This window comes from Kitasatospora sp. MBT63, from assembly GCF_000710465.2.
Taxonomy (GTDB): Bacteria; Actinomycetota; Actinomycetes; order Streptomycetales; family Streptomycetaceae; genus Kitasatospora.
In genome coordinates this window covers 1,438-18,663 of record NZ_JAIZ01000684.1, presented here as the reverse complement: position 1 = coordinate 18,663, position 17,226 = coordinate 1,438, and the positions used below count along the sequence as shown (strand labels likewise).

Annotated in this window: 17 protein-coding genes; 6 read left to right on the top strand and 11 right to left on the bottom strand. The window is 75.0% G+C overall.

The features are described from left to right. Positions 1 to 377 precede the first annotated feature (377 nt). Positions 378 to 1,976 (top strand): protein kinase, encoded by a 1,599-nt coding sequence (locus tag AA75_RS53825; RefSeq protein WP_051814038.1) that lies wholly within the window; start codon positions 378 to 380, stop codon positions 1,974 to 1,976. Positions 1,977 to 2,001: 25 nt separating this feature from the next. Here the strand turns inward: AA75_RS53825 and AA75_RS35960 are convergent, their stop codons facing one another. From AA75_RS35960 to AA75_RS35930, 7 genes are all read right to left on the bottom strand, one after another. Beyond that, positions 2,002 to 2,523: a potassium channel family protein gene (locus AA75_RS35960; RefSeq protein WP_051814037.1), complete on the bottom strand. Its 522-nt coding sequence runs from the start codon at positions 2,521 to 2,523 to the stop codon at positions 2,002 to 2,004. A gap of 96 nt (positions 2,524 to 2,619) precedes the next feature. After that, positions 2,620 to 3,300, bottom strand: coding sequence for a MerR family transcriptional regulator (locus AA75_RS35955; RefSeq protein ID WP_033824593.1), 681 nt, complete (start codon positions 3,298 to 3,300; stop codon positions 2,620 to 2,622). A gap of 228 nt (positions 3,301 to 3,528) precedes the next feature. Next, positions 3,529 to 3,735 carry a hypothetical protein gene (locus AA75_RS35950; RefSeq protein ID WP_033824592.1) on the bottom strand — a complete coding sequence of 69 codons (207 nt, stop codon included), beginning with the start codon at positions 3,733 to 3,735 and terminating at the stop codon, positions 3,529 to 3,531. 76 nt (positions 3,736 to 3,811) lie between these two features. Continuing rightward, on the bottom strand, positions 3,812 to 4,087 hold the full coding sequence (tatA, locus tag AA75_RS35945; RefSeq protein ID WP_033824591.1) for a Sec-independent protein translocase subunit TatA: 276 nt from the start codon (positions 4,085 to 4,087) through the stop codon (positions 3,812 to 3,814). Between the two features lie 179 nt (positions 4,088 to 4,266). Then, positions 4,267 to 4,596, bottom strand: a complete 330-nt coding sequence (locus AA75_RS35940) for a DUF202 domain-containing protein (RefSeq protein WP_051814036.1) — start codon at positions 4,594 to 4,596, stop codon at positions 4,267 to 4,269. Further along, positions 4,593 to 4,952 carry a YidH family protein gene (locus AA75_RS35935; protein ID WP_033824590.1) on the bottom strand — a complete coding sequence of 120 codons (360 nt, stop codon included), beginning with the start codon at positions 4,950 to 4,952 and terminating at the stop codon, positions 4,593 to 4,595. The genes AA75_RS35940 and AA75_RS35935 overlap by 4 nt, the downstream gene beginning before the upstream one ends. A gap of 207 nt (positions 4,953 to 5,159) precedes the next feature. Then, a complete protein-coding gene (locus tag AA75_RS35930; protein WP_082527080.1) occupies positions 5,160 to 6,764 on the bottom strand; it encodes an MFS transporter in 1,605 nt (534 codons plus the stop codon). A 110-nt stretch (positions 6,765 to 6,874) separates the two neighbouring features. Here AA75_RS35930 and AA75_RS35925 point away from each other — a divergent pair, with 110 nt between their 5' ends. Further along, entirely contained in the window at positions 6,875 to 7,471 is a 597-nt protein-coding gene (locus tag AA75_RS35925) for a TetR/AcrR family transcriptional regulator (protein WP_033824589.1), read from the top strand. A 55-nt stretch (positions 7,472 to 7,526) separates the two neighbouring features. Here AA75_RS35925 and AA75_RS35920 read toward each other — a convergent pair whose 3' ends face one another. Then, complete coding sequence (locus AA75_RS35920) at positions 7,527 to 7,859, bottom strand: cupin (RefSeq protein ID WP_033824588.1); 333 nt, start codon at positions 7,857 to 7,859, stop codon at positions 7,527 to 7,529. Positions 7,860 to 8,005: 146 nt separating this feature from the next. On the opposite strand from AA75_RS35920, the gene AA75_RS35915 reads away from it, so the two are divergent. After that, positions 8,006 to 8,278: a hypothetical protein gene (locus AA75_RS35915; RefSeq protein WP_033824587.1), complete on the top strand. Its 273-nt coding sequence runs from the start codon at positions 8,006 to 8,008 to the stop codon at positions 8,276 to 8,278. 92 nt (positions 8,279 to 8,370) lie between these two features. On the opposite strand, the gene AA75_RS35910 is transcribed toward AA75_RS35915, so the two are convergent. Further along, the gene (locus AA75_RS35910; RefSeq protein ID WP_033824586.1) at positions 8,371 to 9,528 is read right to left on the bottom strand and encodes an acyl-CoA dehydrogenase family protein; all 1,158 of its coding nucleotides are present in this window, start codon (positions 9,526 to 9,528) and stop codon (positions 8,371 to 8,373) included. A gap of 186 nt (positions 9,529 to 9,714) precedes the next feature. On the opposite strand from AA75_RS35910, the gene AA75_RS35905 reads away from it, so the two are divergent. Next, the gene (locus tag AA75_RS35905; RefSeq protein WP_158515622.1) at positions 9,715 to 10,863 is read left to right on the top strand and encodes a TetR/AcrR family transcriptional regulator; all 1,149 of its coding nucleotides are present in this window, start codon (positions 9,715 to 9,717) and stop codon (positions 10,861 to 10,863) included. 111 nt (positions 10,864 to 10,974) lie between these two features. Here AA75_RS35905 and AA75_RS35900 read toward each other — a convergent pair whose 3' ends face one another. Further along, positions 10,975 to 11,292 (bottom strand): hypothetical protein, encoded by a 318-nt coding sequence (locus AA75_RS35900; protein ID WP_051814034.1) that lies wholly within the window; start codon positions 11,290 to 11,292, stop codon positions 10,975 to 10,977. A gap of 351 nt (positions 11,293 to 11,643) precedes the next feature. On the opposite strand from AA75_RS35900, the gene AA75_RS35895 reads away from it, so the two are divergent. Together AA75_RS35895 and AA75_RS35890 are read left to right on the top strand one after the other, a co-directional pair. Then, positions 11,644 to 13,620, top strand: a complete 1,977-nt coding sequence (locus tag AA75_RS35895; protein ID WP_082527078.1) for an ATP-binding protein — start codon at positions 11,644 to 11,646, stop codon at positions 13,618 to 13,620. 70 nt (positions 13,621 to 13,690) lie between these two features. Next, positions 13,691 to 16,057 (top strand): hypothetical protein, encoded by a 2,367-nt coding sequence (locus tag AA75_RS35890; RefSeq protein WP_033824584.1) that lies wholly within the window; start codon positions 13,691 to 13,693, stop codon positions 16,055 to 16,057. A gap of 57 nt (positions 16,058 to 16,114) precedes the next feature. Here AA75_RS35890 and AA75_RS35885 read toward each other — a convergent pair whose 3' ends face one another. Continuing rightward, a complete protein-coding gene (locus AA75_RS35885) occupies positions 16,115 to 17,092 on the bottom strand; it encodes a CHAP domain-containing protein (RefSeq protein WP_051814033.1) in 978 nt (325 codons plus the stop codon). Between the last annotated feature and the right edge of the window lie 134 nt (positions 17,093 to 17,226).

The following is a 17,226-nucleotide window of genomic DNA, read 5'->3' as shown; positions in this document are numbered from 1 at the left end:
CCCCCTCGCCCTCCGGCGGCCGCCGGGGGTGAACCCGAGAACTCCGGTCGGGCCGCGGGCGACCCCCCGGGCCCGCGGCCCGACCGGTGACCCGGCCCCGCCAGGGCCGGGTCCGCCGCCCGTGCGGCGACGTCCCCCGGCGGGCCGGCGGCATCCGGCGCAGGCCGGGCGCCCGCGAGACTCCGGGCGGTCGGTGGGCTCCCCCCGTGTCCACCGCCCGCCCGGTCCCCGCACCTGCGGCGGCGCCCTCCGCCGGAGGTCCGGCGCACGGTGTCCCGCCTGCAGCTTCGGCCGCGGCACCGCCCGGCCGCTATCGTGCACAGATGCACGAGGCGACCTGGAGCCTTGGGCCGACGGAGTGAGGGGAGCGGTTCCCGGTGATCGGACGTGCACTGAACGGGCGCTACGAGCTCGTGGAGATACTCGGCGTCGGCGGCATGGCCACGGTCTGGCGCGCAGTCGACCGCCAGCTCGGCCGCCAGGTGGCCGTCAAGGTGCTCAACGGCGGCCTCGCCGACGACCCCCGGTTCGCCGACCGGTTCGGCCAGGAGGCCCAGCACGCCGCGATGCTGGTGCACCCGCGGGTGGCCATGGTCTTCGACTCCGGGGTGGACCAGGGGTCCCCGTACATCGTCATGGAGCTGGTGCAGGGCCGGCCGCTGAGCCGCCTGATCGCCGAGGCCGGGCGGCTGCCGGTGGAGCGGGCGGTCGGCGTCGCCGCGGCGGTCTGCGAGGCGCTGGCCGCGGCCCACGCGCAGGGCCTGGTGCACCGGGACATCAAGCCGGGCAACATCATGATCACCGAGGACGGCGGGGTGAAGGTGGTGGACTTCGGCATCGCCCGGGCCGGCTCCTCCGCCTCCCGGCTCACCCAGACCGCGACCGTGGTCGGCACCGCCGCCTACCTCTCCCCGGAGCAGGCCACGGCCGGCGCGGTCGACGGCCGGGCGGATCTCTACGCGGTCGGCTGCGTGCTGGTCGAGATGCTCACCGGCGCACCGCCGTTCGACGCCGACACCCCGGTCGCCATCGCCTTCAAGCACGTCAACGAGTACCCGGTGCCGGTCTCGGTGCACCGCCCCGACGTCCCGCCGGCCCTGGACGCCGCCGTGCTGCGACTGCTCGCCAAGCACCCCGACGGCCGCCCGGCCGACGCCGGCTCGGCCCGGGCCGAGCTGCTGGCCGCCGTCCCCGGGACGCAGCCCGCCGACCGCACCGGCGAGCTGCTGGCCGCCGGCTCCGGTACGGGCGCGGGCGCGGCCACCCAGGTGCTGCCACCGGTCCCCGCCGTGCCGTACCCGGACCAGCAGCGCCGCACCTCGGTGCTGCCGCCGGTACCGCAGCAGGCCGGGTACGCGCCCCACCCGCAGCCGCCGTACGAGCAGCACCGGCCGGACCACCGGGACCACGACGAGCAACCGCCGGCCCGCAGCAGGCGCCCGCTGGTCCTCGCCGGTGCGGGTGTGGCCGTGGCGGCGGTCGTGGTGGTGGCCGCGGCCCTCAGCCTGAACGGCTCCACCGCGGACACCGCCGGCGCCGCCGTTCCCAGCGGCCCCGTTTCGCCGCCGGCCGCCACCGCGTCGGCCGCCGCGCCCACGCCGGGTGCGGCCACCACGGCGCCCGGCCGCACCACCTCGCCGTCGGCCTCCCCGTCCGCCTCCGCCTCTCCGTCGCTCGGCGGCAGAACCAACCCGGCCGTCGGGATCGCCCAGCTGCGGGCCGCCGTCGCGCAGACCAGGATGCCCAAGGACCGCGACCGGCAGGCCGACCTGCTGCGGGTCCTGGACACGGCGGCCCTCGCGGTCGTCGGCCACCGCCCGGACGACGCCGAGGACGCCCTGCGGGAGGCCCAGCGGCTGGTCAAGGACCTGACGAAGCGGCACGCGGTCGACGGCGACACCGCGCAGGCCTGGCAGTCCAGGCTGAGTTCACTGATCGCCGCGGTCCACGACCAGCAGCAGGACCAGAACGGCTGACCCGCGGCCCCCCGGCCCCGGGCTCTCAGTCACCGTGGCGGCGCTGGTCCGCCCGGCGCTCCATCGTGGTCTTCAGCCGGCGGCTGATGGCGGCGCCGCCCGCGGTCAGGAAGACCAGGGTGTAGAGGATCTGGAGCATCACCACCACCCGGGCCGCCTGCCCGACCGGGACGATGTCGCCGTACCCCACGGTGGCCATCGTGATCACCGTGAAGTACAGCGCGTCGACCTTGGTGTTGATCCCGGGGAACTCGTTCGGGTCCTTGGCCATCGCCAGGTAGGCGGTGGAGAACAGCAGCATCGAGAAGCAGAGCACCACGATGATCACCAGCACCGGGTGGCCGCGCTCACCGATCAGCTCCATCTGGATCTGCCGCAGCAGGCTGACCGCCACCCCGACCAGCAGCACCGCGAAGACCGTCCAGCTGAGCGCCGGGTGGTGCGGGCCGAACACGTCCAGCGGCAGCAGGAACCAGACGGTGACCATCAGGAACGGGAGACCGAGGATGATCACCCAGGCCAGCGGCTGGGCTCCGCGTCGGGCCATGGGCTCCCCCGGCAGTCGGGACGCGTCGGACCTGTCCAGCCTGCCGGAGGCACCGCCGCCGCGCCCCCCGCACCGGGGCCGTTCGGACGAACCGGATCAGCCGAGCCCCGCCCGGGCGGCGTCACCCGGGGTGGCGAACAGCCGGTGCGAGGCGTCCTCCTGGGCCAGCCGGCGCAGCGCCGCGAGCGCCGCGTCACCCAGTACGGTGCCGATCACCGCGCTCTCCACCAGACCGTCCGGGTCCGGGTGGGTGGCCACCGCCGCGACCTCGGCCGCGGCCAGCCGCTCGGCGGCCTCGGCGTAGTCCTCCAGCAGGCCGACCAGCTCGCCCTGGCCCAGGGTGCGGAAGGTGACGATCACCTGGGCGAGCGCCTGCCGGGCCGGACTGTCCGGCTTGACCTGCCAGCCGAGCCGGCCCACCAGCTCCTCCACCGTCCCCTCGGCCTGCCGGCGCACCTCGCCCTCGCCGGGGCTCTCGCCCTCGGCCAGTGCGGCCGGGGCGGGCGCGGTGACGGCGCCGAGCGCCACGCCGAGCGTCTCGTGAAGCGAGCCGCCGGGGGTGTCGAGCGCGGTCAGCACCTCGCGGGCCGCGGCGATCGACAGCCGGCCGACATCGATCATGGCGCGGACCAGCTTGAGCCGGTGGACGTGGGCGTCGCCGTACTGCGCCTGGTTCGGGCTGGTCAGCTCGCCGGCCGGGAGCAGGCCCTCACGCAGGTAGTACTTGATGGTCGGGACCGGTACGCCGGTCCGGCTGCTCAACTCGCCGATGCGCATCGCTGTCCGCTCCCTCGTCTCCGCTGAATGGATAGCCTACCTTCCTACTGCGGTGGGGTGCGCGGCGTCGGCGCCCGCCGCGCACGGCCGGCCGGGCCGACAGCGCGACCGGGACGCCGAGCGCCGGCACCACCCGGATCGAAGCCCGCAGGTAGCGCACCAGCGTGCCGCGGACCGCCGCGGCGGCCGACCGGTCGACCCAGGCTGGCAGCAGCCGGTCCAGGTGGATCACCCGGGACACCGGTGGGCCGATGCCCGGTCGGCGCCGGTGAGCTGCGACTTCGTCCAGGGGGAGACCACCGCGAGCGGGGTCGGCACGGCGGCCGCGGCGATCGGCAGGGACCTGATCCGGTGCCGCGGCGGGCGGCCCTCGGTCTCCGGAAGGGCCACCCGCCTGCTGAGGGCGGCGAGTTCGCGCCGGCGTCGGACGGCCACGCTGTCGTCGGCGTGTCCGGAAACGGCGGAACCCCTGTCCCGCGAGGGCGGGGCAGGGGTTCCGGAGCGTGCGGGCTCAGGCGCCGGTGGCCGACTTGGTGGTGTCGGCGGACTTGGTGATGGTGGTCGGCTCGACCGCCGGGCGGGGCTGCTCGGCCGCGCTCTGGGCGGTGCCGTTCTGGGCCTCGGCCGGTGCGTCGTCCTCGCGCAGGGCCTTCGTCTCGGCCTTGAGGATACGCATCGACTTCCCGAGACCACGGGCCATCTCGGGCAGCTTCTTGGAGCCGAACAGCAGGACGAGCACTGCCACCATGATGATGATGTGCCAGGGCTCGAGACCGTTACGGAACATCCCTGACCACCGGTCCTTTCGCGGAAGTTCTCGCCGAACGCAGATCGGACGGAGGTGCCCGACCTGGCCCAGTATGCCTGGCCCGGTCGGCGAACGTATACACCCGTCGGCAAACGGCAGCCGAAAACCAGGTGATCGGCACCTTGTGGTCTGGACCACTGTGGGGCCTCGGCGGCAGCTCAGCGACCGGCCAGTACGCACCCGGCACTGCCGGCCGCCGCCACCACGACGGTCGCCGTCAGAATCCGCAGCGGCAACGCCGGGACGGCCCGCGGCAGCGCGCCCGGCCGCTCCAGCCTGCGCCTGCGGCGCAGCCCGTACCCGAGGAAACCGCAGGCCGCGGCCGCCAGCAGGCCGCCGGTCGCGGTCAGCGCCGCCCGGTCGGCGACCAGGCCGGCCCGGAGCACCAGCAGCGCGTCCACGGTCAGCACCAGGGCGGTGCGGCCCCACGCCAGCAGGGTGCGTTCCGGCTGCAGGCCGGGGTCCCGGCCCTCGGGGGCGGCGGTCACACCGCCGACCCGATGATCAGAGCGGTGAACACCGCGGCCGCCACCACCACGCACAGCGAGAGCACCAGCACGATCCGGGTGTACGGCAGCCGGCCGCCCTCCCGGATCGCCCGTTCGACCCGGGCCCAGCGTCGGTACGCGGCGGCGCCGAGCCCCGCCCCGCCGATCGCCAGCACCACCGCGAGCGCGGTGCGGACGCCCTGCGGCGCCAGTCCCGGGGTGAGCTGGTCGATCGCGACCGCTCCCGCCAGCAGGGCCAGCGCGGTACGGATCCAGGCGAGGAAGGTCCGCTCGTTGGCGAGGGTGAAGCGGTAGTCCGGGTCCTCGGTCTCGCGGCGCCAGGCTGGTTCCGGCATCGGTGGCGGGCCTCCTGCGGTCGGTCGCCGGCAGTGCGGTGGGTGCGGGTCCGACGCTAGGTCGGCGGCCCGGCCGGACCGGACAGGCGCGCGGGGCCCGCGCTCCTCGGCGGGGAGCGTCCGCACGGCGAGGGCCCCGGCCGACTGGTGTCGGCCGGGGCCCGGATGATCCGCGTGGGGACGGCCCCGCCGGGCCGCGCGGCCGCCTCAGACGGCGGCCGGCCGGTCGGCGCCCTGCCGAACGCCTTCCTGCTGCCGGGTCTCCTGCGGTCCGGTCTCCTGCTGAGCGGTCTCCTGCGGGCCGGCGGGCAGGTGCCGCATCAGCCGGTTGGCCGCGAGCGCCGCACCCAGCATCACCACCAGGCCCACCACTGCCGCCACGTGCATCCCGTCCGCGAAGGCCGACCGGGTGACCGCCAGCAGGTCGGTGCCGGCCCGCCCGCCGAGCTGCCCGGCCACGGTGACCGCACCACCCAGGGTGTCGTGGGCGGCCCGGGCCGCCCCGGCCGGCAGGCCGTCCGGCACCCGGCCGTCCAGCTGCGCCTTGTAGACTGCCGCGCCGGCCGCGCCGAGCAGGGCGATGCCCAGCGAGCTGCCCAGTTCGCTGGCGGTCTCCGAGGTGGCGGAGGCGGCGCCGGCCCGCTCGGCGGGGGCGGCCGAGACCACCATCTCGGCGGTGAGGGTCATCGAGCCGACCGCACCGGCCGCGATCACCCCGGAGGCGGCCAGGACCACGGCGAGCGGGGTGTCCGGGCCGATCAGCGTCATCAGGCCGAAGCCGGTCGCGCTGAGCAGGAAGCCGCCGCTCATCAGGGTCGCCGGACGGACCTTGCCGGCCAGCGCGCCGATCCCGCCGACCGCGGCGCCGACCCCGACGCTCGGGATCAGTGCCCACAGCGAGGCGGTCAGCGGGCTGAAGCCCTTGACCAGCTGGAGGTACTGCGAGGTGAAGAGGGTGAAGCCCATCATGGCGAACATCGCGATGGTGTTGACGGTGATCGCGCCGCTGTAGGTGCGGATCCGGAACAGGCCGAGGTCGATCAGCGGGGAGGCCGCGGTCCGCAGCCGGGCCACCAGGCCGGCGCCGGCCAGCAGGCCGGCCGCCAGGAGCAGGGCGGGCACCGGGGACCAGCCGTCCACGGCCAGGGTCTTGATCCCGTACACCACCGGCATCACGGTGGCGATCGACAGCGCGGCGCCGGCCAGGTCGAAGCGGCCCTCCGGGGGTGTGCGGTACTCGGGGAGCAGGGCGGGCGCGGCGAGCAGCACCAGCAGCATCACCGGGACGGCGGCCAGGAACGCCGAGCCCCACCAGAAGTGGTCCAGCAGCAGGCCCCCGGCGACCGGGCCGAGGGTGGCGCCGCCCATCATCGCGCCGCTCCAGATGCCGATCGCGGCCTGCCGCTGCCGGGGGTCGTGGAACATGTTGCGGATCAGCGCCAGCGTCGAGGGCATCAGGGTGGCCCCGGCGATGCCGAGCAGCGCCCGGGCGGCGATCAGCGAGCCGGCCCCGTCCGCGTACGAGGCGAGCAGCGAGGCCGCGGCGAACCCGGCGGCGCCCGCCATCAGCAGCCTGCGGCGGCCGATCCGGTCCCCCAGCGCGCCCATCGGGATCAGCAGGCCCGCCAGCAGGAACGAGTAGATGTCCATGATCCACAGCTGCTGGGTGCCGCTGGGCTTCAGGTCGGTGGCGATGAAGGGGACGGCGAAGAAGAGCACGCCCATGTCCATCGCGATGACGAGGGTGGGGAGCAGGAGGACGGCGAGGCCGATCCATGCGCGGCGGCCGGCGCGGCCGGTGGTTGCGGTCATGGGGATGACTGTACGAGCGTCTTGCACGCCTGTCTAGTACGGATGTCTAACTCGCACGTCTCACTCATCCGTGCGAGACATCCGTCCAGGTCTCCCGTAGCATCGGCCGCATGGGAAACCGTGAGGATCTGCTGCTCGGCGCCAAGCGCTGCCTGTCCGAGAAGGGCTACGGGCGCACCACCGCCCGGGACATCGCTTCCGCCGCCGGGGTGAGCCTGGCCGCGATCGGCTACCACTACGGCTCCAAGGAGGCGCTGCTCGGCCAGGCCGTGATCTCCGCGCTGGAGGACTGGGGCAACGCCGTCGGCGCGGCACTCGCCGGGGCGAGCGGCCTGACCGACCCGCGCGAGCGGTTCGCCGCCTCCTGGGACCGGGTGCTGCGGACCTTCGTCGAGTACCGGGGACTGTGGACCGCCCAGTTCGAGGTGATGGCCCAGGCCGCGCACACCGACGACCTGCGGACGGCGTTCGAGGCGGCGCAGAAGGACGGCCGGCTCGGCCTGTCCGCGATCTTCCAGGGGCTCGAGGAGGTGCCGGACACCCCGGACGAGCTCACCCGTGGCGCGTTCTACCAGGCTCTGCTGGCCGGGCTGGCCGCGCAGTGGCTGCTCTCACCCGATCAGGCGCCGGACGGTGCGCAGCTGCTGCGCGGGCTGGAACTGGTCAGCGAGAGCGTGCTCGGCCAGGGCCGACCCCACCAGGCGTAAGGGCCGCCATCCACCGGGCGGCCCGCAGCGGCCCGCCTTGCGCGTCCGGCCGCCGTCAGTTGGTGACGGCCGTCAGCAGGACCACCGAGTCCAGATGTGCGAGCAGGCCGTGCCGCTCCTGCGGGATCGGCCGCAGCTGCCCGGCGGCCACCTCGTACCGGCGGCCCGCCACGGTCAGCGAGACCCGGCCGCGCAGCACCAGCAGGCTGGCCGCGACCGGGGCGTTGTGCTCGTCCAGCGCCGCGCCGGAGCGCAGCGCGATCACGGTCTGCCGCAGGACCCCGTCGTGCACCAGCAGATGGGCGCTGCGGCCGTGGGCACTGGCGGCCGCCTTCGCGCTGTGCTCGTCGGCGAGCGCGTTGAGATCGACGGGAACGGGCTCGGACATCGCGGCCTCCTGCGTGGGCGGGACCCCCGCCGCGACCCTAGGGCCTGCCCGCCCTCCGGCGCGCGCTGGAGCGCCGCCAGGGGGTAGCACGGGCGTGCGGCCCCGCTCCGGGTGCGGCCGGGCCCGGGTGGCCCGATGGTGGAGGTATGGCGACACATCAGAGGTTCACCGACGGATTCAACGTCAATCGCTCGATGCTCACGACCGGTGCGCTGCTCACCGGGTTCGGGGCCATGCTCGGCCTGGCCGGTGCGGTCATCGTCGGCGTCTCGCTCGCGCAGGCGGGCCGCGACTTCGTCCGGCAGATGGACACACCCCCGACCGAGCTCGCGAGCCGCGCGATGCACCACGCCCGGGCGGCCTCGATGGCCGGTCTGGACGCCTGGCGGGCGGAGGCCGGCAACGGTTCGATGCGCTGACCGGCACCGCAGTACCCGCCGTACCGCCGCTGCCGCCCCGGTGAACGCCGGGGCGGCAGCGGGCGCGTGTCCGGCCCCGCGGGCCGCCGGGCCTACAGGCCCAGGGACTTGGCGATGATGCTGCGCATGACCTCGCTGGTGCCGCCGTAGATCCGGAAGACCCGGTTGTCGGTGTAGAGGCGGGCGATCGGGTACTCCAGGATGTAGCCGTATCCGCCGTGCAGCTGGAGGCACTTGTCGATGACCTGGGACGCCGACTCGGTGCAGAACAGCTTGGTGGCGGCGGCGTCCGCCACGGTCAGCTCGCCGTGCTGGTACAGCTCCAGCGCCCGGTCCACCATCGACTGCTGCGCCACCACCTGGGCCTCGCAGTCGGCCAGCGTGAACTTGGTGTTCTGGAACTCGGCCACCGCCTGGCCGAAGACCTTGCGGTCCTTCACGTAGGCCAGCGCGAAGCGGACCGCGGCCGCGGCCGAGGCGTAGGCGCCGACCGCGATGGCGAGGCGCTCCTGCACCAGGTTGTGGGTGAGGTAGGAGAACGCCTTGCCCTCCTCGCCGAGCAGGTCGGCGACCGGCACCCGGACGTCGCTGAAGGCCAGTTCGGCGGTGTCGGAGGTGCGCAGGCCGATCTTCTGCAGCTTGCGGCCCACGGTGTAGCCCTGGGAGGAGGTGTCCACGCACAGGATGGACAGGCCCGCCCGGCGGTCCGCGGGGTCGTACGGCGAGGTCCGGCAGACCACCAGGACGAGATCGGCCAGCACACCGCCGGTGATGAAGGTCTTGGCGCCGTTGAGGACGTAGTGGGTGCCGTCCTCGGAGAGCCTGGCGGTGGTGGTGATGCCCGCCAGGTCGGAGCCGGCTCCGGGCTCGGTCATCGCGATGGCGGTCATGATCTCGCCGGAGACGAAGCCGGGCAGCCAGCGCTGCTTCTGCTCCTCGTTCGCGTACTCCAGCAGGTAGGGCAGCACCAGACCGGTGTGCACGCCCGAGGAACCGAAGGTGACACCGGCCCGGGCGCACTCCTCGCTGACCACGGCCTGGTACTTGAAGCCGCTCTCGCCCGCGCCGCCGTACTCCTCGGGCACCTCGATGCCGAAGACGCCGAGGTCGCCGAGCTTGCGGTAGAAGGAGCGCGGCGGGTGGCCGTCCGCCTCCCAGCTCTCGTAGACCGGGACGACCTCCTTGGAGATGAAGTCCCGGATGGTCTCCCGGAAGGCCTCGTGGTCCTCGGTGAAGACGGTACGGCGCACGGCGGCGCTCCCTTCGGACAGCGGCTGATCGCGGGACAAGTTAATCGCCGGTAGCCACGGCTGTCCAGCACTGCGGCGTCCGGCGCGGGCGCCCCCGCAGGGGCTGGTCCCGGGCCTCGGCGGGCCTCAAGTGAATCCTTGCTACCCTGAGTGCCGATTTCGTGGGCCGGCTGTGAAGGGGTGGACGTGGCGGCGGATCGCGAGGTGGTGCGGCGGCCGCCCGGGCGCCGGGCCCAGCTGCTGGCCGCCGCGGCCGGGCAGTTCCACCGCGGCGGTTACCACGGGGTGTCGATGGCGCAGGTGGCGGCCGAGGCCGGGATCACCGCGCCCGCGCTGTACCGGCACTTCGCCAACAAGCCCGAGCTGCTGCGGTGCGCCCTGGAGGCGGAGCTGGCGGCGCTGGGCGAGGCCGTCCGGCGCGGGGCGGACGGGCCGGCGGCGCTGTGCGCGGAGCTGGCGGCGGCGGCCGTCGACCACCGGGCGTTCGGGACGCTCTGGCAGCGCGAGGCCCGGCTGCTCCCGGCCGGACAGCAGGCCGCGCTGCGCCGCGAACTGCGCGGCCGGGTGGGGGAGATGGCCCGGATCGTGGGCGGGCCCGCGGCGGCGGACGCGGAGTTCCGCTGCTGGTCGCTGCTGTCGGTGTACGGCAGCCTCTCGCACCACACCTTCGCGCCGCCGCGGCGGCGGTTCGAGGAGCTGCTGCGCGAACTCGGGGCGGCGGTGCTCGGCGCCGGGCCGGTGCCGGGCGGGGCGGTGGCCGGCACCGGTCCGGCAGACGGCGGTCCGGCGGGGTCGCGGCGGGAGGCGCTGCTGGTCGCGGCGGTCCGGCTGTTCGACCTGCGGGGCTTCGACAACGTCTCCACCGACCAGCTGGGCGCGGCCGTGGGCATCGCCGGCCCGAGCGTGTACAAGCACTTCGCCACCAAGGCGGAGCTGCTGGCGGCCGCCCTGGTGCGCAGCCGGGAGCGGCTGTGGCACGAGGTGGGCGGGGCGCTGGCGGGGCGGGGCGACGCGCGCTCGGCGCTGGCGGCGGGCCTGGCCGCGTACCTGGACTTCGCCCGGGGGCACCGCCACTACCTGGGGGCGATGACCAGCGAGACCGAGCGCCTGGCGCCGGCCGACCGCAAGGCCGCGCTGGACTTCCGCCGGGACTTCCTGCGGACCTGGGTCGAGCTGTTGGGGCAGGTGCGGCCGCAGGACGACCGGGCGCAGGCGCGGATCCGGGTGCACGCGATGTTCGCGCTGGTCAACGACGGGGTGCGGCACCGGGCGGGCGGCGTCGAACCCGCGCCCGGGCTGGACGCGCTGAGCCGGGCCGTGCTGGGACTGGACTGACTGCGCAGGTGCGGGGGTGAGGGGCGGGCCCGCGCGGCCCGCCCCTCACCCGGTCACGGCGCTGCCGCCGGGCCGCCGCGGGTGGCGGCGAAGGGGCGGCGCGGTCGCGGCCTAGTAGAGGACGAACGGGTAGTAGACGTGGTGCGCGAGGTTGCCGTTCCCCTGGAGGGTGCCGATGGCGCCGGAGTTGCCGGTGACGCCGAGGCTGTTGTTCTGGTTGCTGCCGCCGGAGCCGGTGGCGGTCTGCTGGGTGCCGTTGGCGTTGCCCAGCACGCTGCCAACGACGTTGCCGGAGCCGGTGTTGCTGACGACGGTGCTGTTGGAGCCGGACTCGGCGCCGGCGCCGTTGTCGGCCTGGGCGGTGCTGATTCCGGCGAGGAGGAAGGCTCCGAGAGCGGTGACGGCGGCGGCGGCACGAATTCGGGACACGGTGGTCTCCAAGCTTGCTGATGCGAAATATGGCGCCCTGGGGTTGGCCGCCCCGGGCGCGCCGGAACTGACGTCGCGTCATCATGATTGCCCGGACGGCCTATTGGCTTCCAGCCCTGGCCGCCCGGTTCGCTCGAAGGTGTCACGGATATCGGATAAACCCCTAACGGCCGACGCGTCCGAAAGGTACGGGCGCCGTCCGGAATCCCCCGGACGGCGGTGTCCGCCCCCACCTGGCGCGGTGGCCGGGCGTTGGCCCGCACGTCAACTCCACGTTGACCGGAGCGTGCTCGGAGTGCGGCCGCGGAAAGCGCTGGTCGACTGATAGTCGTACTGGCAGACTGGGGCCTCATGTCTCAAGGTCTGCCGCCCGGCCACGGGCCCGCCGGTGAATTCCCCGCCGCCGACAATCTGCGTACGACCGAGGTCGATCTCGGCGGCCTGGTGAGCGTCCTCGCCACCCACCTCTACTCCACCCCGCTGGTCGCCCTGCGCGAACTGGTGCAGAACGCCCACGACTCGCACACCCGCCGCAGGCTGGAGGACCCGGACCACACCGCGGCACAGCTGATCAGGGTCAGCGGCGACCCGGCCCGGCGCACCGTCGTGATCGAGGACACCGGCGCCGGCCTCACCGAGCCGGAGATCCACGCCTACCTGGCCACCGTCGGCACCGGCTACACCAGGATGCTGCGCGAACTCACCGGCAACCAGGACCTGATCGGCGCCTTCGGCCTCGGCTTCCTGTCCGCCTTCTCGGTCGCCGACGAAGTCACCGTCACCACCACCTCGCACCGCGAACCGCACCTCGGCCACCGCTACCGCAGCCGCGGCGGCGAGCAGTACAGCGTCGAGCCCGCCGCCCCGAGACCGGTCGCCGGCACCGCCGTCGAGCTGCGGCTCAAGCCCGAACACGCCCACCTCGCCGACGAGGACGCGCTGCGCGAGGTCCTCGCCCGGTACTGCGTGCTGCTGCCGGTCCCGGTCCACGTCGGCGAGGACGACACCCCGGTCAACGGCGTCCCGGTGCCCTGGCGCGGACCGGACCAGGACGACACCCACGCCGCCCGGATGCGCTTCGCCGCCGCCTTCGGCCGCCGCTTCGAGCCGCTCACCGCCTTCCCGCTGCGCCCGGTCGAAGGCCGTACCGACGCCGTCGGCCTGCTCTGGGTGCAGGACGGCGGCACCTACGGGTCCAGCGACAACCGCGACCTCGCCGTCTACCTGCGCGGCATGCTGCTCTCCGACGACGCCCGCGACCTGCTGCCCGGCTGGGCCGGCTTCATCGGCGGCGTGGTCGAGTCGACCCGGCTCACCCCCACCGCCAGCCGCGAGGACCTCCAGCGCGACGACCACTACCGCGCCCTCCAGCAGGCCCTCACCGACGCCATCGTCGACGGCCTCTACGAGACCGCCCGGCTGCACCCCGCCGCCTGGCGGCGGATCCTCGCCCGGCACGGCCAGGACCTGCTCGGCGCCGCGCTCTGCGACGACCGGCTGTTCACCCTGCTCGCCGACGACGTCCCGGTGCCCACCTCACAGGGCGACCTGACGGCCGGTGCGCTGCGCGCCGCCGGCGGCGGCGCGGTGCACGTCGCGCTCGGCAGCGGCGGCGGCTTCGAGGAGATGCTCTACCGCGCGATGCAGGTGCCGATCGCCCGCGGCGACCGGTACGCCGTGCTCCCCTTCCTGCGCCGCTACGCGCAGCTGCGCGAGTGCCGGATCGTCGAACTCGGCAGCGAGAGCGGCAACCGCGAGCTGTTCCGCGACCCGCTGCACCCGCTGCCCGCCGAGGAGAGCGCCTGGCTCGGCGCCGCCCTCACCGACGAGGGCGAGCAACTGGTCGCCGCCCGGTTCGACCCGCCCGGCCTGCCACTGGTGCTGGTCCCCGACCGGGAGGCCGAGCTGAAGGCCAGGATCGAGGACGACCAGGCCGACGCCCGGATCCCGTCCGCCGCGCTGCGCCTGGCCCGCGCGTTCACCGCCCGCACCGAGGGCACCGTCAAGGCCCGGCTGTACCTCAACCTGGCCTCGCCCGCCGTGCAGGACTTGCTGACCGCCTACCGGGCCGGGCACACCGGCAGCACCACGGCCGCGGCGCTGCTCCGCTCGCTCAAGGTGATCATGGCCTCGGCGGCGGGCCCGGCGGCCGGCGACCTGACCGCGGCCCTGGCCGGCATCGGCACCGCGGTGTCCGCGCTCACCGCGGCGATGCCCGAGGGCCTCGCCGTACCCGAGTCGCTCGCCGTACCCGGCCCGCGCCCCGGGCCGCAGGGCGGACCGGCCGACCCGCCGGCCACGGACGAGCCACCGGGCGCGCCCCGATGAGCCGCGTCCGCCGCACCACCGAACGAGCCGCGCACCCGGCGGCCGCACCGCACCACGGGGGGAACCAGGCATGACCACCGACATCTGGGGCTGGGTGCACGACACCCACCGGCAGCTGAACGAAGCCGGCCAGCACCGGCTGGCCACCGCGCTCGCCGAGATCGCCGGCCACGCCGTCGACGGCCGCAACGAACAGCTCGACGCGATGTACCCGGAGGCGCTCGCCTCCGCCCGCGCCCTCGGCCTGCCCTGGGTCGAGGTCTTCCTGCGCCACTGGCGGCTGCAGAACCTCCTCAACAAGCGCCACCAGGGCGAGGCGGCGATGGCCGAGGCCGTCTCGCTGCTGGAGTTCGCCCACCGCGAGGAGACCGCCTCCTGCCCGCAGTCGGTCTGCGCCGTCCAGGACTTCACCATCTGCCACGCCAACATCGACGGCCCCGGCTACGTCCCCGAGCGCCTCGCCGTCCTGGAGGAGACCCTGCAGCGGGTCGAGCCCGCCCGCGCCTGCTTCGACTGCCTGTCCCGCGAGTACGCCGACACCCTGGAGGACGACGGCCGCTGCGAGGAGGCACTCGGCCACCTCGACCGCGCCCAGGCCAGGATCCAGGCCGCCGGCGAGCAGGTCTCGCTCTCCTTCGGCCACAGCCGCGCCTCCGCCCTGCACCGGCTCGGCCGCCACCAGGACGCCCTCGACGCCTACGACACCGCCGAGCACGCCTACGTCGCCGGCCGCAACCGGCTCGACGACGACGACCGCCGCAAGCTCGCCACCGGCCGCGCCCTCAACCTGGCCGCCCTCGGCCGCACCGGCCCCGCCCTCGACCTGCTGCCGCCGGCCGACGAGGCCGACCGGTACGCCGACATCCGGCACCGCTGGGCCCGCGCCGTCGAACTCCTCGCCGAGGCCGGCGCCCTGCCGCACGGCGAGCTGGCCAACGACGCCGACCTCGGCGCCCGCCTCGCCCGCTGGACCGGCCACCTGGACACCGCTGGCTCCCACCGCCCCTGCCTCGACCTGGCGCTGATCGCCGGCCGCCTCGCGGTCGCCCGCGGCGCCCGTACCGTGGCCCTCACCCTGGCCGCCACCGGCGAGCGCAAGCTCGCCCTGCTGCGCCGCACCGACGACGGTGTCGCCGACCGGCTGGCCGCACTGCGCGCCGCCGCCGAGGCCCTGCCGGTCGCCGAACTCCCGGTCCCCGCCGCCGATCTGGTGGACTGGCTGGCCGAGCACACCCCCGCCGCGGAGACCGGTGCCGACCTGCTCGCCGCCGCCCGCGCCGAACTCCCCGCGGACGCCCCCGCGGTGGTCGCCAACCTGGCCGGCGTACTGGGCATGCTCGGCCACGGCCGGGCCGCCGCCGACCTGCTGTGGGCCGAACTGGAGGCCGGCCGCGGCCAGGACCACGCGGCCGGGATGCTCGGCTCGATGCTGATCGAGGCCGGCGACGGCGACGGCGTACGCCGGCTGGCCGATCGCCTGCTCGCGGCCGAACCCGCCGACGCGCACTGGCTGCGCGCCCGCTGGGCCGCCGCCGAGGGCCGCTGGGCCGAGGTCGGCGAGCACTGCGCGGGCGTGCTCGCGCACGAGCCGGACGCCATCAACACCCGGCGCCTGGCGGCCACCGCGGCCACCCGCACCGGCGACCACGCGGCCGCCCAGCGGATCTACCTGGAGCTGCTGGAGCACGCGCTGCCGGACGGCGAGGCCGGGCCCGGGGACCTGCACCGGGCCGTGCAGGAACCCGACCTGTGGCACCTGATCACCGCCGCCACCGCCAACCGGGACTGGGACACCGTCCGCTCGGTCGGCGCCCGGATCGGCATCGAGTTCGACCGGCCGTCGGGCCCGGTCGACGAGGAGTGGCAGATCGTCACCTTGCGGGCGACCCGCGCCAACGGCTCCACCGCCGAGTTCCCGGCGATCCGCACCGGCCCGGCCACCGCCCGGGTGCTGCCCGTGCTCGGCGACGAACTCCCGCTCAACCACCGGGACGTCGTGGTCTTCGGCCCGGCCGTGCTCAACGACCCGCCCGGCACCGACGAGGAGAAGGAACGCTGGCGTCCCACCTTCGAGCTGCTCACCCTGCTCGACCCGGCCGGGTACACCACCTACTGGCTGGACGGCGCCTGGCCCGGCGACGAGCACTGGGTGGCGCTGCGCACCGCCCTGCAGGCCGAGGGCTACGGCGTCTGGGCCTACAGCGGTGACCACTACGCCGTCACCGACCCGGCGGACCACGGCGGCGAGGGCGACGGCCTGCCCGGCATCTACGCCGCGCTCGGGGTGCCGCCGACCGCCTCCGCCGCCGAGGCCGACGCCCTGCTGCTGGCGCTGACGGCCGGCTGGCCGCACCCGCTCAGCTGGCTGGACCTGGCCGAGGCCGGCGGACTGGACACCGCCCGGCACCGGGAGATCGTCGAGCGCTACGGGCTCTGAGCACAGCTCCGGGCCCGGACGCGCGCTGCGCCCGGGCCCGGACCGGAGACGGCGTCATCAGCCGCAGTGGCTCCAGTCGCTCGTCCACGAGGTGGACCCGTAGCTGCCGCCCCACTTCACGCAGGCACCCGGCGCGGCCAGCCGCACCGGCCCGGCGTACGAGGCGAAGTTGCCCGGGTCGCTCGCTGAGGCACCGTCCTGGACGCTCAGCGTCGCGTTCAGCGGGACCGGCCCGGCGGGCCGGTCCACCAGCGTGGTCACGCAGTTCTGGCCGGTGGTGGCGTTGTAGAGCAGGTAGACCTGCGCGCCGTCGAGGCCGTGCGAGTCGACCACGCCGAAGCCGGATCCGCACACCGCGGTCGGCGTGTACGGGTTGCCGCTCACCGTGGACGGCGAGGTGTAGCCGGCGATGTAGTAGCCGTTCGCCGGGTCGACCGACCCCGGGACGCTGCCGACCGCGGTCTCCGCGGCCGGGATGGTGATCGACACCACCTGGGAGCTCTTCGCGAACTCCGCCATCGAACCGGCGTCGTGTCTGCCGTTCCAGTCGCCGTTGGCCGTCACGATCGAGCCGTCGGCGTCGACCGCGGTGACGATCGCCACGTGGTGGATGTCGCCGTCGGGCGCGCCGTACTCCAACGCGTCGCCCGGGCTCGGCCGGTACGAGGGCGAGGTGTGCTGGGTGCCGTGGCCCAGCCCGTACGACCGGAAGCTCGCCGCGGAGGCGTCGAGGCCCTGGACGGCGAACCCGGACTTCTGCCACACCCACTTGGCGAAGTCGGCGCACCAGTACTCGGGGCCGCCGCTGTAGCCGCCGGAGCAGCTGGTCAGGAACTGGTCGCCGCCGAGGCTGTTGGTGGTCGGTAGGTCGGCGCAGGTGCCCGCGCTCTTCCCGACGTTCGCGGCGGCCAGCGCGGCGGCGTCGGCGCCGGTCGCCGCGGCGGCCTCGGCCGTGCCGGTGACGGTCGGCAGGGCCAAGGCCAGGGCCACGGCCACGGTGCCGGATATCCGGCGGACGAGATGCTTGAGCTTCACCGTTCTCCTCAGGTCGACGGACCGGGCGACCCGGTGGCCGGCCGGTCGGGTTCGAGGCGAAGGGCAGCTCGGGGCCGCTGCCCCGGAAGGTGGACCGGTTACCGGACGGGCCCCGCCGACCGGTTCGAGTGTGT